Below are 13,647 nucleotides of genomic sequence, written 5' to 3'. Positions count from 1 at the left end.
AGGGCACGCGGGGGGTGCGTGCTATGTGTCGGCGGGCGGGCGGTGGCGGCGCTCCACGGCTTGGCAGGCGACGCCCTTGCGGCTGTAGCGCTGTGCGGCGGCCACGTCCTTGTAGGTGAAGCCGTCCTTGACGACCAGGTCGCCGGAGACGTGACGGAAGGTGCCGGGGGCGATGGTTTCCCATTCGCCGTCGGCGGGCAGCGCGGTGAGCCTGCGCATCGCGAGGGGGATCCTTTCTCCGGCGTCGGCGCGGTGGTGCCGCACCGGCGCCGAGCTGAGAGTCAGAAGGAGACGTTGAGGAAGCGTTCGATGATGTCGAGGGTCGGCTGGGCGTCGCCAGGGCGGATGTCGGGCAGGTGGACGGCGTAGCGCAGCATCCGGTCGGCGGTGATGGCGTCGAGTTGGCCAGCGGCCAGGCGCACGAGGGTGTCGATGCCGCGTTGGAGGTCGATGGTCCCGTTGCGTACGTCGGTGGCCTCCTGAGCGAGGAAGGCCAGCGCCTGGTCGTTCCTGATGCCGCGTCCGTTCAGCGCGGGGTCGGAGGCGAGACACTCGCGCATCTGTCGCAGCGTGACAGCGGGTACCGGTCGGGGTGGCGTGACGTAGGGCGCGGTGCGCATGCGGGCTCCAAGAGGTTGGGTCGGTGGGCGGAGGCCGTCCGCTGTGGCGGCTCAGTCAGGCGTGGGAGGGGTTGAGGGCGAGCAATGCGCACTGGAGCGCGTACGCGCGTCCGGGCACCGGCAGGTTGGCGGTCTTCTCGTGGAGCGCGACGACCTGGGAGAGCTGGGCGGGTTCGAGGTTGCGCTCCGTGCGGATCTTGTTGACGAGGGCCAGCATGCGGTCGGCTTCGGTGATGAAGCGCAGGCTGACGGAGTTGGCGATGGCAGCGAGCATCTCCTGGTTGGCGTAGTCGAGGTCGGCGCGGGTGAACATGGGGCGCTCCAGCAGAGTGGGGGTGGACAGCGGCGGGCGGGGTGTCCGCCCGCCGTGGCGGGGATTTACAGGGCGACGTCCCAGTCCACGAACTCCACGGTGAGCATGGCGGTGGACTTGCGGCCGTCGGGATGGATGATCACGGCGGTGAGCGCCTCCGGGTCGTCATGCGGTCGGGCGGTGTGCAGGTGCAGTCCGGCCTGCGAGGTGCCGTGGTGGTCGTTGAGCGCTTCAACGGCCAGGTCGCGGACGAGTTCGTTGATAGCGGCCATGTCCCGGCGGCTCATCTCGTGGACGTTCATGCTCAAGTGCTGCTCCTGGAGTGAGGCGATGCGGGCTCGCAAGAGGATCGCTCCCCCTTACTTACATTCTCTATAGTACAGGATAGTTATTTTCTTGTCGATCTCGGTGCAGCGCAGGCGGTGATCGGTTCAGATGAGCGGGCCGTTCTGGCCGGTGAAGGCGCGCCAGTCCGCACGGCGGATCGCCTGCAAGGTGAGGTGACGGCCGATGGCGAGGCGGCCGACGCAGGGCGGCCCGGCGGGCTCGTTTCTGCCGGTGAGCACCGCCCATTGGGCGCTGATGGGTTTGCCCCGCCGACGCTTCACGTCGAGTACCTGCACGTAGACGTTGTCGAGGTCGAGCAGGTGGCCGGGCAGGAGGGCGGCAGCGTCCAGGGCCACGGTGGCGGGCACCGCCGGCATGGCGTCGCCGCAGCTCATGGGCAGACCGTTCCGCAGTGCGGGCACTGCTCGGGCTCGGAGCCGTCGGGTCCGACGTAGACGTGCACGCCGTACATGCGGCAGGTGAAGACGACAGGGTTGGCGCCGCAGCACTTCGTGTACGGGGGGTCCTCGACGAAGGAGCCGCCGTCGAGCAGGCCGGGGTCGGCGGTGCCGCACGTCGGGCAGGCGGGGTCGCTGTAGGGCGCGAAGCCCGCCGGGACGACTTCCGCGCCGGCCGCCGCCAGGCGGCCAGCGACCGCCGGCGCGCTGGGAGTTGGGGCGGCGTGCACGTGTCTCGTCCTTCCAAGGGGCCGCACAAGCTTCCCCTTGTGCTTCTTTAAATAGTACAAGATAGTTATTTCATCGTCTATTCGCTCAGCAACGAACCGTGACGATCCCACGTCCGGCCGTAGGTCGTCGGCTTCTGGTTGCGCCGTCACGATCGAGAGGAAGCACATGCTGACAGAGCAGCACATCAGGGAGCGCCTGCGCGCTCACCCCTGTGCCGCAGGGACGGTCCGGGAACGCCGCGGCGTGGTCGCCGTGTACGGTCTCCAGCTCGCCGCCGGCGAACAGGCATGGCGGCCCGGCGCCCCGGACCCGCACTGCGGGCCCGCGTACGTCATCTATGAAGCGCACAGCAGCGCGGACGGGGCGGTGACGAGCTGGGTTGCGGCCCGCGCCGGCCAGTTCCGCGACGAGCGTCTCGCCGTAGCGGTGGCCGCGCGGCTGAGAGCGGCCGGGCTGACTGCCCAGCTTCGGCCAGTCGGCGGCCCCGGCGTGGATCACGCGGGCCGGTTCGTCGTCATGGAGGTTTTGGTGGTGGCCGACGAGGCGCTGCTGGATCTGGCCACCCGTTCCAATGAGGGCGGCGCGGGCTCTGCTAATCCCGGCTGGCCTTCTAATTAACTCTCCTGTATGCTTTTAATGTGAACGAGGGGCAACGGAGTTCCCGCTTCGCTCACAGTCCGCTCATCAGGCAGCTTCGAGAGGCGACCATGACCACCACCTACCCCGACGACTTCGACGACTTCGACGACTACTACGACGGCAACTTCAGAGACGTCGGCGGCGTCATGGACGGCTTCGGAAACGTCTGGAGCGACGCCGATCCGGGCCTGTGACCATAGCCGCACAAGGGTGAGGCGGTGACGTGAGCGCCTCACCCACTCGCGCCGAATGGCCATCCTCGACTCGATGCGCCGCCTCGTCGAGATCGCCCGCTCATGATGAGCGGCGGCCACGGAACTCCTCCCCCGCGGCCGCCGCTCCCTGCTCCCGCACCCACGCCTCGTCCGCTACCTCGCACGAAGGACTACCACTATGACGTCAGGGCTGCGGGCCAGTCCCGCCTTCTACGTGCCTGACCCGCTGCCGACGGGCGTCGTGCTCGCGGTGCCGGCCGCGATCGCCGGTATCTACCGCCAGGCGCAAAGCGCGCTGGCCGCCGCCCTCGAAGAGGCCGGGCTGGCCGTCGCGTGCCAGCCCGGCGGCGTCTACGTCACGGTCGAGACGCCGCGCCCCGGTTGGAACGCCGTGGCGTTCCTGCGGCTGGGGCGCCCCGGCTTCACCTCCGAGTTGCGTTTCTGTCTGTCCATCGCGCCCGGCTTCACCGTCACGCTGACCGACCAGCCGGCCCGGTTCGAGAGGTTCGCCGGCGTCATCGCCGAATGCGTCGCCCGCCACTACGCCCTTCTTCCCCGTTGAACGCCCGCGTCTGGGCGGCCCGCCCGCGCCCTCCCCACTTCCGAATGGACATCGCATGAGCATCGAGACGCTGCCCCTGAAGGCCAACGGACACCTGCTCCTACCGGTGGGGAAAGACGAGGTCGAGGTGTTCAAGCCCCTCGATGACGACGTCGCCCCTTTCGTCACGGGCACCTGGTTCCGCTGCGCCGTCTGCAATGGCTGGCCGACGTTCCGGATCACCGAGGATGCCGTCCACGTACAAGACCCCTGCCCCTACCCGGACGGCTTCACCACGACGATCACTCTTCAGGTGCCGTCCGGCCGGCTTCTCGTCACCGACGACCTGCGTCCCGTGTACGACTATGACGACACCCGCCTGGCGAGTCTCAATTCCGCCCTCGGCAAGACCCAGGCGGTCAAGGCGATGGCGGAGATCGGCGCCGCGTTCGGCTCGACTCGCAACTGCGGCCTCGGCCTCTACCCCACCGGTGACGGCACATACGTCATCGCCACCCCGGCCTACTCCGAAGACGAGGTCCACCCGACGTTCCCGGAAAGCGCCTGTCTGGCCGACATCGTCACCGACCTGTGGGCGTACTCGATGGTGGACTTCGAGAGCTGGCAAAAACGCGGCGGCGACCCCTCCACGCTCGACTGGTGCGACACCGTCGTGGACGTGCCCGCTGGAACGTACAAGGTCACGTACCACGGAGCCGAGCGCTCGTTCGAGCCCGAGTCCGCCGACGACGTGATCTGGGCGCACATCGAACGCATTCCCTGATCCGCACCCCGTGCCGAAAGGACATCACACCATGGCCGTCCCGCTCCTCTCAGCCGACCAGCGTCACGTCGAGCCACCCGCGATGGACTGGCGCTTCCCCCTGGACGACGCCTCCCAGTGGTCCAAGGCCACGCGCACGCTGGCCGAGCTCGAACCCGGCCTGCTGGCCGACCTGGCCGCGCTGCACGCCCACGCCGACGCCGACGCTGCGGCGTACGACACCATGCAGCTCGCGGCGCGGCTCGCGGACGCCGGCCACCCCGTGGACGCAGCCGATCAGATGGACCGTGGAAAGGTGGTGACCGCCTATCGCGCGCTGGTCGCGGACAGCGCAGGTGTACCTGTGAAGCTCGCCGAGCTCCGGACGGCCGCCCTCCGGGAGCAGCAGCTGGCCGAACGGCTGAACGGGCTGCTCGCCGACGGCGAGAACGCCGACCGGCACATGCGAGCCACGATCCTCAATCAGGGCCACGCCTTCATGGCCGAGGACCTGATGCGGTCGCTTGAGGAGCTCCTGCCACGACAGCTCGCCGGCGCCTGGGCGGCCCGCGTCGCCCAGGCGCACGTCGAGTACGGTGCCGACATCGCCGCCGCGGCGAAGGCGGTGCTGCGGCCGGCGGCGCGTGCGCTCGTTCACCTCGTGCATGCCGAACCGGCGCAGCCGCGCGTGATCGCGCGGGAGGCGGCCCGGGCGAAGGGCGCGCACGTGTTCTGCCGGGCCGTGATGGGGGCGCTGGAGTTGAACGCGCTGCCGCTGCGGTGGGGTGACCTGTAGCGGCCGGTCCGATGGTTTGGGTCGCACGTTTGGTGCACGCAGGGAAGTCACAGGTGATGGCATGGCCCGTCATACGTTCCCGGCCACGTCAGGCCGGAAGCGCGGTGAGCGCCCACCTGCCCTTGGACGCCGAACTTGCGGCCCTAATTAACTATCCTGTATTATTTATGTTGTTCGGCCGGGAATGTAATGGAAAGGACGGCATCATGAGCAGCAGCACCGCGTACGGCTCCGTGGCGGAATGGGGCGCGGGCACGGGCAGGGGACTGATGACCGACGCCATCGAAGCGCTCGCCCCGTTGCCGCTGGAGACGCAGCGCAGGCTTCTGGCGGACACTCCGCTCGACGCCTACCTGCGCGTACGTCCCGACATGATTGCGCCGCTGCTGCGCGGCATCGCCCTCCAGACGGATGAGGCCCTGCTGAGGGACGGCGAGCAGATCGCGCGGGTCGTCGTGGACGTCCTGAAGGCCGCCTTCGAGTAGCTCTTCCCCCCTCGCGGTGCGAGGCGGCGACGCACCCGCCGCCTCGCACCGCTTCCTCCTTCCCACTCCCTTCACGGAGGCACCATGACAAACCGGGCCGCCACCACGAGCATGAGCGCGACCGTCGAGGCCATCGGCGAGGAGATCGCGCGGGCCCGCCAACACTTTCAAGTCACCCGCGCGCAGATGGCCGACGTGCTCAACACGGAGGTGCACGTCGACTACGTCCTCATCAACAACATGCTGATCGCGCAGGCGAGACACGAGATCTGGACGAAAGTCGCGGAACTCGGCCAGGAGCAGGGCGGCGACCTCACGGCGGCCCTGCACGAGGTCCGCGCGAAGACCCTGCGCCGCGTCCTGACCGGCCAGGACGTCGCCTCAGGCTTGGCCAACGAGCTCGCGCGCGTACGTGACCAGGCGGGGCGTGACTTCCTGCGGAACACCGAGCGGTTCCTCACCTGACCGGCAGGGGACGGTGACGCACCCACCGTCCCCTCCTCCCCGTCTGCCTCTCTTTGACGATCCCGGAGACAATCCCGTGCGGAACCACTCGAACGACTCCCTGAACGACGCCGACACGATCCAAAGGCGAGCAGTGTCGGTGTTGGTACTGACCGACGCGCCCGCGAACACCTGCGGCATGTCCTCGCGTATGGGAAGGAGCTGGACCACGACACCCTGAACGAGGTCTTGAACACGCAGGCCACCGTCATCATCTGGGGCGGCGTGGCCATGCACGCTGAAGCTTCGGGCGGCGATTGGGCCGGCGCCCTGCGCACGGTGAGGCAGGAGCAGCAGGCACAGGCCCAGCTGCAGAACCCCACCGGCTTCACGCCGACGCTGCGCACCTACATGGATCACATCGCCGAGCAGGCACGTCATCGCTTCCTGCAGGAGACCAGCCACCTGGACACCTGACCACTTCTGAGGCGGGGCGGCGACGCACCCGCCGCCCCGTGGATTTCGAGCGGCGCTGGCCCCGGCCACGCCGCGCCCCTTCACCAGCAGCTTGCGAAAGGCCCTGGGATGTCCCATCACCCGCACGCCATCCTCTACTACGGCTTCAACCTCAGCTCCGGCATCGCATGGGAGATCGAGGAGGCCAGCGATTGCGGCGACCCGGTCCTGTCGTGGATGCGGACCGGCGGCACCACCGACGAGCACGAGCCCGACCGGTACGACGCGGAAGCGGACGACGAGCGCGACGCCGATGACGAGGACAACACCGAGGACGACTTTATCACCCAGGCGAAGGCGCGGCTTGTCGCGCTCGCCCCGGCCCGGTACGCGGACGCCGACCCCGACACCGTCCTGCGCGACCACTACGGCGTCACCCTCAGCCACTACGCGTACTACGACGACCGCACGTACTACCTGGCGGCCCACGTGATCGAAACGGACGGCGACGACGACCCCCTACTGATCAACGCGCGCGAGCTGGTCCAGCGGCCGGAGGCGGAACGCTGGGACGACAAGCTGCGCGCCGTCCTGGACGTTCTCGAAATCACGCCTAAGCAGGCTCTCCCGTCTTGGATTCAGCACTCCTACATCGCCGGCTGACCTCCAACGGCCCGCCCGCCATGGGGCGGGCCCTCGGAGTGCCAGGCGGACCACGCCTGGCCGACACACCCGAGAGGAAGACCCCTTGACCAGATCCGTCCTGTACTACGGCGTCAATCTGGGCGATCCGCGCCGGTGGCAGTTCCGCGAGGTGGACGCGCGCGGCCTGCCGGCCTTGTCCTGGCTGCGCGACGGTGCAGAGATCACCCCCGAGGACGACGTCGACGACGACTCGTTCATCGACCAGGCGCTGGCGCACCTCGTGCGGCGCACCGAGCCGTCGGGACCGGTGCGGCCCGCGCACACGTTCGTCCGTGAGCGGTACGGCGTCGAGTTCGGCACATACGCCGCCGCTGGAGACCTGGCGGTGTTCCTGGCCACGTACGTGCTCCGACACGACTGGGACGCAGACCCGGTCGTCCTGGAAGCGGATTGGATGACGCGGGCGCCGCAGGCCGGCCAGTGGGACGCCCTGCTCGATACCGCGCTGGCCGTGCTGGAGATGACGCCGACGCAGGCGGCACCGAAGTGGATGATGTGCACGCGGGTGGGTGACTGACGATGCCGATCGAGGTGGTCCACGAGCTGAGGTGCAGCACTGACGGTTGCGGCAGCTACTACCGTGTCGCCACCGGCGACCCGGATGACGTCATCGATGGCGCCCGTGATCGCGGCTGGACTGTCGGCAGGACGGGCGTGGACTACTGCCCGGGCTGCTCACGAGATCACGCCGGCGAGGTGGAGGCCGCCCCGCCATCCGCCGCCCCCTCCCCTGATTGGAGCCGTTGATGGCCAAGGAGTGGATCCGCCTACTGGCCGACCTGGTGTCCGTGGAGGAGGAGGCGATGGCCGCAGCTGTCGCCGAGCTGGCCGCGCAGGGGTATGTGCGGAGGGTGGGCAACGCCCACCTGTTCGCCGACCTGCCCAAGCCCGCTGATGCCGGCCGGGTGGCGTTGAACGCGGCAAGCGAGCGCATCCGGGCCAGGAACGCCCCCATGCCGGCGCCGGTGCCGCTTCGACAGCCGCCGAGGGTGAAGGCGCAGCGGCGGGTGGCGTCGTGGCGGCCGAGCCGTTCCGAGCGGGTCGACGTCGTGCTGGCGAAGCAGCGGGAGGCTGTCGTCCGAGACGACGACTGGGAAGAACGGAGTGTGCCCGGGCAGAGCTGACGCCCGACGCCCGGAGGACCGTCGGGCACGTGGCCCCGCATGCGCCGGGCGCGGTGTCCCGCGGCAACCGGAGGCGGACAGTAGGGCGCGCCGAAGGCCAGGATAGTGTTCATGATCGAAACTCAGATGCGCGAGCACGACTGGCATGCGGCCGCTTTCGTCCCCGTCTCCGGTGAACAGATCCGTAACATGCTCTCGGCTACTGCGAGCGGGCAGCCACCCGCGTTCGAGCTCCCAGCGGGTACAGAGATCGATCCGCTGGCCGTGAGCTGCCGCCGGTGCATGCGGCTGTTCTCTGACGCAGCCGGTGAACCCTGCCTCCCCGTTCCGATGCCGTAACCGCCTGGCATGACCCCTGGCTCTGTTCTGTGCCTGAGCCAGGGGCCGCAACCGATCCCCGAGGCGCAGGTGTCAAGTGTCGTAGCGGGATGCGTGCCACGCCTGGGCCCAGGCGAGCACGCGCTGCTCCCCGTCCTGGCAGCCGACGCTGCGGAGCGCGGCAGCGATGACGGCGATGGCGTCGGCCTCGACTTGCTCACTCTGGACGAGGTCGGCGGGGTCGGCCGGCGCAGTGACGGCCGCGGCCGGCTGCGGCGGTGGTTGGCGCAGGCCGTTCGGGGGCTGCTGGGGCTCTTTGTCGATGGTGGCTTGGCTGGTCAGTCTCGGCATGACTACTTACCGTAGTGACCGGTGGTGTGGCGGGCGAGCATCTTTGCCCAGCGATGACGCCTTCCAAAAGGTGCTGGCGTGGAACCGCCGGCTGCGCTGTGCTGGTGCCGGGACCGTTCACTGCTGGCCGGCTCGGCCGCGCGGCGAGGGTGAACTGTCCCTGAGCGCGCCCATGTCCCCGGCAGCGGAAGGGAAGCCAACGCATGCGATACGCGGCGATCGCCGTGGACTACGGCGGCACCATCACCTGCCCGGACGCCCCGGTCGATCCAGAGCTGAGGCAGCGGCGGGTCGATCCACGCGCCGCCACCGCGCTGCACATCCTGCACAGCTGCGGGCACCGCCTGGTATTGGTGAGCAACAATCGGCCGGATCAGGACCGCGGCCGGGCCTTGCAGCTGGCTGGCCTCCAGGACGTGTTCGCCACACTGGTGCTGTCGCAAGAGCTTGGCGTCGGCAAGCCTCATCCGGCGTTCTACCGGGCCGCTCTCGACGCGTGCGACGTGCCGGCCGAGCAGGTGCTGTGGGTGGGCAACAACGTCGTCAACGACGTGCTCGGACCTCTGGCGCACAACGTTGGCGCTGCCGTGCTGATCGGACGACCGCCCAAGGGCGCGGTGCTGCCCGAGCGCGTCACGGCGCTCGACCACGTCGCCGGCCTACCTCGGCTGCTGGCCGTGTCGCACTGACACTTCGGCCAGGTCTCCCGTCCCATTGCCGCTTAATTAACTATCTTGTACTCTTTTCATGCGAGCAAGAGGGGTTCTCTTGCGGATGCCGCCCAAGGAGTCACGATGCCCGAGATCCGCCCCCCGGCCGCGATCATGCCGTTCCCGCCGCCCGGCGGGTGCCGCTGGTGCGGCGCTCAGCGGCACGGCACCCGGGATGGCAGCCTGCTGCCTCATTTCTCCAGGTGGGCACCACAGCGCGGCTTCCACACATGGGAGCCGCGCACTCCCGACCAGATCCGCGCATGGGCCGCCGCCCGCTGGGCGGAAAGGCGCGCCCGCGACACCGCGCAGACCCTCATGCCCCTGTAGCCCGACGATCTTGGAGTTCGCCGTGTACGACATCTACGCCCACATGGTCGACCTGCCCGTGGCACGGCAGCGCCTGGCCGACGCCGCCGTCCTGCCGTCGCGCGTGCGCCTGACGCCCACGCGGCAGTTGTGCGACCTGATCGTTGCCGCCGAGACCGTCGCGGACGAGGGGGAGCCCGTTGAGGCCGCCGACGCCCGCGTCGTCGCGCGCATCGTGGGTGAGGAACTGGAGGACCGCGACCCCTTCGCGATGCGGCGCTGGGCCGACGGCGAGGACGAAGTGTGGAAGGTGTTCGCCATGGATGGCGACTCCTACCCGCGGCGCTACCCGAAGCCGCCCGTGCGCCTGGCTCCGCACCGCTTCTACAAGGTCGCCTGACCTTTCCGTCGGCCGTGCCCGACCTGGGCGGGGCGGCCGACGGGCGCCCCGCCCAGCTCGCCTCTCCCTGCCACCTCCATCTGGAAGGATCACCGACAATGACCGCCAAGCGACGCCGTCCACCGGCGCGGCTTGCTCGCCGCGGAACGCCGCGCCAGCCCCGCCGGTTCGATCTGACCACGCCCAACGCCTGGTCGGACTCGGCGAGACGGCTCGCGGCCGAGCGCCCGTACGTGGCCTCTGTGATCACCGACATTCACCGCCGCGCGGACGCCGACGCGGCCGCCATCACCACAGAGGAACTGCGGCAGTCCATCTGCTCCCTGGATGCCGACATGTCCGTGCCGGCGGACGCGGACCGCGACGCGGTCGTGAACGCGTATCGTGACCTGCTCGTGCGCCTGTCCGGCGTCATGCTGCCCCTCGGCGAGATGGAGCGGTACGCGCGCATCGAGGCAGAGCTGGCCGCCGCGATGAACGACTTCCTCGACGCCGGCGATGCCGCCGACGAGGAGATGGTCGCGATCGTGACGTCGGCCCGCGGCGAGACGATGGCCGATCGGATCGCCGGCCGCTGGGAGAAGATTGCTGTCCGGCAGTACGCCGCCATGCACGCGCGGCGGGTCTTGAACGCAGCCAGGGCCAGCAGGGATGTGTTCGAAGCGGCGCTCCAGGAGATGAACGGGCACGCCACGGACGTGTTCCTGCGCAGCGCCACGCCCAAGCCCACCCGGGCGGGCGGGTCTGCGCTCGGAGCGAGGGACGCGGCACGCGCCCAGGGGGCGGAGCGGTTCGCGCGGAAGGTGCTGGCCATCATGGAGCTCGGCGATGCCCCGTGGCCGATGCGGTAGCAGCTTACGAACACCTGGGCCGGGCAGCGCGAAGGGCCGCCGATCGGGAACGGCCGGGGGCCCTTCGCGCTGCTCATCCGGTCATGCTGGACAGGCATTCCGGGTATCCGGCGCAGCCGCGGCACGTCTCCTTTGGCATTAAATTAACTATCTTGTATTGTTTTTTAGTGACATGAGGGGTGTCCTCACGTTGACCTCATCCACCAGGAGGAACGCATGCAGGAAGCCGCAGCCATGCCCACGGTCGAAGTGGAGTTCGAGCGGACCAGCGGCGGCGCGCGGTTCACCTGGACCGATCCGGGGACACACGACTACATCGCCGACCAGTACGAACTGGTGTGGAACGAGGACAACGGCCGCGTCCACCTGAGCTTCGCCCTCTGGGACGCCGGCGAGCGCGGCTACCGGCTGGCCGGTCCGCGGCCGCTGCACAACACCGGCGGCCCACGCCGTCTCGGCGACGTGTGGCCTGTGGTGCGCGACTTCGTCGCCCTGGGCGACTGGCAACTCGGCCACGCCGGGAACCCGTTCAACCGGCTCGGCGGCATCCTCGACGCTCCGGCCGGTCCGCTGTGGAACGTCGGCTGTCGTGCTGACTTCCTGCCCGCAGGCGGTCCCATGCGCGGCGTGGGCCTTGCACGGGCTGAATCTGGGAGGGAGACCAGTGACCCATCCGTCGACGACCGGGCAGCGCGTCCGCGTCCTGCTGGAGTGGTATGACCCGAACGCCTTCCACTCTCTGGCGACCGTGTACGCCTGGGCGCGCGAGGCGGAGCTGTCCGACCGCTACCCGGGCGCCGTCGTGGCCGTCTACGTCGAGCAGAACCCGCCGCCGGACGAGGTGCAGGGACTGCCCGCGACCGTCATGTAACCCGCCCGGCGGGCACCGTCCTCGTGGCGGTGCCCGCCGGGCCCAACTCGTCCGAAGGGAACCTGGGTGCCTGCCCGTTCTGCCCGCATGCCGGGCGACCAGGCCGAGCCGGACATCACACGCCTCGGGCTGGACGCCGGCGCGGTGGAGTGCGGCCACGGCCGCCAGCGACTCCTGTGCCGCCTTTGCCATGGGCTGGTGTGCGAGCTGCGGCACCAGGAGGAGCGTGGATATGGCTGCCGGTCCGGCAGCCATGACGCCTGCAGCGGGTTCACTCCGCCGTTCGACACCTACCGGTGCGACTGCGTGTGCCACTGCCTGTTCTGGCCGGACCTGCGTGCGGCCCTCATCCGTTGATCACTATCGAAGGAGCATCTGTTATGGCCACTGACTTTTCGGCGCCGGAGGTCGCGGCCGATGGCCGCATCGTGTGGACGCGCGGCAAGTTCGGCGTCTGGCGCGGCGCGGTGAACGGCAACGACCTGTTTACGATGGCGCGCGGCACGAGCCAGGCCGATCCGCGCTGGCAGCTGGTGACGCTCCTGCCCGGCGCCCTCCTCGAGCCGGACGTTCATGAGGATGAGCAGGTGCTGCGCGACAGCGCCTGGACTGCGCTGAAGGCGCACGTGCACACGCTCGGGGCCGTGTTTCCGGAGGAGGTGCCAGCGCCGCTGTCCGCAGCCGCGAGGCGCTGACGCGGCCGCGTAAGACGAAGGCCGCCGGCGGGGTGACCGTCGGCGGCCTTCGCGTGCCTGCCCGTGGCCGTTGCAGGGGTGCAACGCCCTGGCGCTGGCCGGTCGTGCCGGGCGGGCGCGAGATCAAGCCCGGCGTCGCCACCGCGACAGGCGCGGGCCCGCCGGGCATCAACACGAAGCACACCGATGAGAAGGAGGGAACGATGCCCCAGATCAAGCGCGCCGCGGCCTTCGCCGCCGTCCTGGCCGCCCTGAACGTAGCGCACGAGATCGGCGACCACTGGGTGCAGACCAACCACCAGGCGGCAACGAAGGGAGGGCGTGGCGAGCACCAGCGTGCGGGGCAGCTCGCCTGCGCCGGCCACGTCGCCGGCGTCACTGCGGCGAAGGCCGTCGTGCTCGCGATCACCTGCAAGGCGATCGGCCTGCGGCTTCGGCCGGGCCGGACTGCGGCAGCGCTCGTGCTCGACGCCGGAACGCACTACTGGGCCGATCGACGCTGGACGCTGGAGGCCCTGGCCGAGCTACTGGGCAAGGGCGCGTACTTCCGCCTCGGGCTACCTCGGGAGGGACGGGACGATCCGAAGACGCTCGGCAGTGGGCGATTTGCCCTCGACCAGGCGTTTCATCGGGCGGCACTCTGGGCGACGGCGCTGATCATCTCGGGAGGGGCCGAGTGACCACACCCGGCGAGCTGTCCCGACCGGGACAGCTCGCCGGGCTGCGGCCTTCCGTACGGGGGCTGGCCGCTGCAACGGCGCAGGCCCTGTTCGACCGGGACGCTTCAATGGCCAGTCTTGTGTGCCCTACGGGCGTGGACAGTACCGGCCGGGGTGTGCGGCCGCAACGCCATGCCCCTGGCCGGGCGGGCTGTGGACGTAAGTCGGACCCCCTATCCCGGCGGGGCCTCTCCAGGGAATGAGACTGTCCCCTTCGAGCGCGAGCGCGCGTGGGGAAGGGGGAGAGATGTCGGGCGGCGAGCTGGGGCGGCGGCCGCCGGGCGCGGACGGGGGCCGGCTGGGACG

The 13,647-nt window shown here is 69.7% G+C and carries 28 protein-coding genes; 21 read left to right on the top strand and 7 right to left on the bottom strand.

Translation table 11 applies throughout. From position 1 onward, the window contains the following. Positions 1-21 precede the first annotated feature (21 nt). The 6 genes from ETD86_RS45860 to ETD86_RS45835 all read right to left on the bottom strand — a co-directional run bounded on the left by ETD86_RS45860 (position 22) and on the right by ETD86_RS45835 (position 1,948). A complete protein-coding gene (locus ETD86_RS45860; RefSeq protein WP_138672917.1) occupies positions 22-219 on the bottom strand; it encodes a hypothetical protein in 198 nt (65 codons plus the stop codon). Between the two features lie 62 nt (positions 220-281). Beyond that, a complete protein-coding gene (locus ETD86_RS45855) occupies positions 282-560 on the bottom strand; it encodes a hypothetical protein (RefSeq protein ID WP_138672916.1) in 279 nt (92 codons plus the stop codon). Positions 561-675: 115 nt separating this feature from the next. Then, complete coding sequence (locus ETD86_RS45850; protein ID WP_138672915.1) at positions 676-933, bottom strand: hypothetical protein; 258 nt, start codon at positions 931-933, stop codon at positions 676-678. A gap of 65 nt (positions 934-998) precedes the next feature. Further along, positions 999-1,241 (bottom strand): hypothetical protein, encoded by a 243-nt coding sequence (locus ETD86_RS45845; protein WP_138672914.1) that lies wholly within the window; start codon positions 1,239-1,241, stop codon positions 999-1,001. 123 nt (positions 1,242-1,364) lie between these two features. Next, the gene (locus ETD86_RS45840; RefSeq protein ID WP_138672913.1) at positions 1,365-1,655 is read right to left on the bottom strand and encodes a hypothetical protein; all 291 of its coding nucleotides are present in this window, start codon (positions 1,653-1,655) and stop codon (positions 1,365-1,367) included. Next, the gene (locus ETD86_RS45835) at positions 1,652-1,948 is read right to left on the bottom strand and encodes a hypothetical protein (RefSeq protein WP_138672912.1); all 297 of its coding nucleotides are present in this window, start codon (positions 1,946-1,948) and stop codon (positions 1,652-1,654) included. The genes ETD86_RS45840 and ETD86_RS45835 overlap by 4 nt, the downstream gene beginning before the upstream one ends. 166 nt (positions 1,949-2,114) lie before the next feature. Between ETD86_RS45835 and ETD86_RS45830 the strand changes: the two genes are divergently transcribed. The 12 genes from ETD86_RS45830 (at position 2,115) to ETD86_RS45780 (ending at position 8,117) form a co-directional block, all read left to right on the top strand. Beyond that, on the top strand, positions 2,115-2,567 hold the full coding sequence (locus ETD86_RS45830; protein ID WP_138672911.1) for a hypothetical protein: 453 nt from the start codon (positions 2,115-2,117) through the stop codon (positions 2,565-2,567). 89 nt (positions 2,568-2,656) lie between these two features. Then, the gene (locus tag ETD86_RS59435) at positions 2,657-2,782 is read left to right on the top strand and encodes a hypothetical protein (RefSeq protein ID WP_281287082.1); all 126 of its coding nucleotides are present in this window, start codon (positions 2,657-2,659) and stop codon (positions 2,780-2,782) included. Between the two features lie 199 nt (positions 2,783-2,981). After that, a complete protein-coding gene (locus tag ETD86_RS45825; RefSeq protein ID WP_138672910.1) occupies positions 2,982-3,365 on the top strand; it encodes a hypothetical protein in 384 nt (127 codons plus the stop codon). A 55-nt stretch (positions 3,366-3,420) separates the two neighbouring features. Beyond that, positions 3,421-4,128, top strand: coding sequence for a hypothetical protein (locus ETD86_RS45820; RefSeq protein WP_138672909.1), 708 nt, complete (start codon positions 3,421-3,423; stop codon positions 4,126-4,128). A gap of 31 nt (positions 4,129-4,159) precedes the next feature. Further along, complete coding sequence (locus tag ETD86_RS45815; RefSeq protein WP_138672908.1) at positions 4,160-4,903, top strand: hypothetical protein; 744 nt, start codon at positions 4,160-4,162, stop codon at positions 4,901-4,903. Positions 4,904-5,109: 206 nt separating this feature from the next. Then, entirely contained in the window at positions 5,110-5,388 is a 279-nt protein-coding gene (locus tag ETD86_RS45810; RefSeq protein WP_138672907.1) for a hypothetical protein, read from the top strand. An 84-nt stretch (positions 5,389-5,472) separates the two neighbouring features. After that, positions 5,473-5,853 carry a hypothetical protein gene (locus tag ETD86_RS45805; RefSeq protein ID WP_138672906.1) on the top strand — a complete coding sequence of 127 codons (381 nt, stop codon included), beginning with the start codon at positions 5,473-5,475 and terminating at the stop codon, positions 5,851-5,853. Positions 5,854-6,081: 228 nt separating this feature from the next. Next, complete coding sequence (locus ETD86_RS45800) at positions 6,082-6,309, top strand: hypothetical protein (protein ID WP_138672905.1); 228 nt, start codon at positions 6,082-6,084, stop codon at positions 6,307-6,309. Positions 6,310-6,417: 108 nt separating this feature from the next. Beyond that, the gene (locus tag ETD86_RS45795; RefSeq protein ID WP_138672904.1) at positions 6,418-6,951 is read left to right on the top strand and encodes a hypothetical protein; all 534 of its coding nucleotides are present in this window, start codon (positions 6,418-6,420) and stop codon (positions 6,949-6,951) included. Between the two features lie 85 nt (positions 6,952-7,036). Continuing rightward, complete coding sequence (locus ETD86_RS45790; RefSeq protein WP_138672903.1) at positions 7,037-7,510, top strand: hypothetical protein; 474 nt, start codon at positions 7,037-7,039, stop codon at positions 7,508-7,510. 2 nt (positions 7,511-7,512) lie between these two features. Beyond that, positions 7,513-7,740: a hypothetical protein gene (locus tag ETD86_RS45785; RefSeq protein WP_138672902.1), complete on the top strand. Its 228-nt coding sequence runs from the start codon at positions 7,513-7,515 to the stop codon at positions 7,738-7,740. Continuing rightward, complete coding sequence (locus ETD86_RS45780; RefSeq protein WP_138672901.1) at positions 7,740-8,117, top strand: hypothetical protein; 378 nt, start codon at positions 7,740-7,742, stop codon at positions 8,115-8,117. The genes ETD86_RS45785 and ETD86_RS45780 overlap by 1 nt, the downstream gene beginning before the upstream one ends. A gap of 411 nt (positions 8,118-8,528) precedes the next feature. Here the strand turns inward: ETD86_RS45780 and ETD86_RS45775 are convergent, their stop codons facing one another. Further along, positions 8,529-8,786 (bottom strand): hypothetical protein, encoded by a 258-nt coding sequence (locus tag ETD86_RS45775; RefSeq protein WP_138672900.1) that lies wholly within the window; start codon positions 8,784-8,786, stop codon positions 8,529-8,531. Positions 8,787-8,989: 203 nt separating this feature from the next. Here ETD86_RS45775 and ETD86_RS45770 point away from each other — a divergent pair, with 203 nt between their 5' ends. From ETD86_RS45770 to ETD86_RS45730, 9 genes are all read left to right on the top strand, one after another. Further along, positions 8,990-9,475: an HAD family hydrolase gene (locus ETD86_RS45770; protein WP_138672899.1), complete on the top strand. Its 486-nt coding sequence runs from the start codon at positions 8,990-8,992 to the stop codon at positions 9,473-9,475. Positions 9,476-9,580: 105 nt separating this feature from the next. Next, on the top strand, positions 9,581-9,826 hold the full coding sequence (locus ETD86_RS45765) for a hypothetical protein (RefSeq protein ID WP_138672898.1): 246 nt from the start codon (positions 9,581-9,583) through the stop codon (positions 9,824-9,826). 10 nt (positions 9,827-9,836) lie between these two features. Continuing rightward, positions 9,837-10,205 carry a hypothetical protein gene (locus tag ETD86_RS45760; protein WP_138672897.1) on the top strand — a complete coding sequence of 123 codons (369 nt, stop codon included), beginning with the start codon at positions 9,837-9,839 and terminating at the stop codon, positions 10,203-10,205. Positions 10,206-10,303: 98 nt separating this feature from the next. Then, positions 10,304-11,056: a hypothetical protein gene (locus ETD86_RS45755; RefSeq protein WP_138672896.1), complete on the top strand. Its 753-nt coding sequence runs from the start codon at positions 10,304-10,306 to the stop codon at positions 11,054-11,056. Between the two features lie 216 nt (positions 11,057-11,272). Continuing rightward, positions 11,273-11,776, top strand: coding sequence for a hypothetical protein (locus ETD86_RS45750; RefSeq protein ID WP_138672895.1), 504 nt, complete (start codon positions 11,273-11,275; stop codon positions 11,774-11,776). After that, positions 11,721-11,927 carry a hypothetical protein gene (locus ETD86_RS45745; RefSeq protein ID WP_138672894.1) on the top strand — a complete coding sequence of 69 codons (207 nt, stop codon included), beginning with the start codon at positions 11,721-11,723 and terminating at the stop codon, positions 11,925-11,927. The genes ETD86_RS45750 and ETD86_RS45745 overlap by 56 nt, the downstream gene beginning before the upstream one ends. A 66-nt stretch (positions 11,928-11,993) precedes the next feature. Further along, complete coding sequence (locus ETD86_RS45740) at positions 11,994-12,284, top strand: hypothetical protein (protein WP_138672893.1); 291 nt, start codon at positions 11,994-11,996, stop codon at positions 12,282-12,284. 23 nt (positions 12,285-12,307) lie between these two features. Continuing rightward, a complete protein-coding gene (locus ETD86_RS45735; RefSeq protein WP_138672892.1) occupies positions 12,308-12,622 on the top strand; it encodes a hypothetical protein in 315 nt (104 codons plus the stop codon). Positions 12,623-12,726: 104 nt separating this feature from the next. Beyond that, positions 12,727-13,302, top strand: coding sequence for a transcriptional regulator (locus ETD86_RS45730; RefSeq protein WP_246149290.1), 576 nt, complete (start codon positions 12,727-12,729; stop codon positions 13,300-13,302). Positions 13,303-13,647 lie beyond the last annotated feature (345 nt).

The organism is Nonomuraea turkmeniaca (genome assembly GCF_005889735.1).
Taxonomy (GTDB): domain Bacteria; phylum Actinomycetota; class Actinomycetes; order Streptosporangiales; family Streptosporangiaceae; genus Nonomuraea; species Nonomuraea turkmeniaca.
Note: the sequence above shows the minus strand (reverse complement) of the source record. Positions and strands in the feature narration are given on the sequence as shown.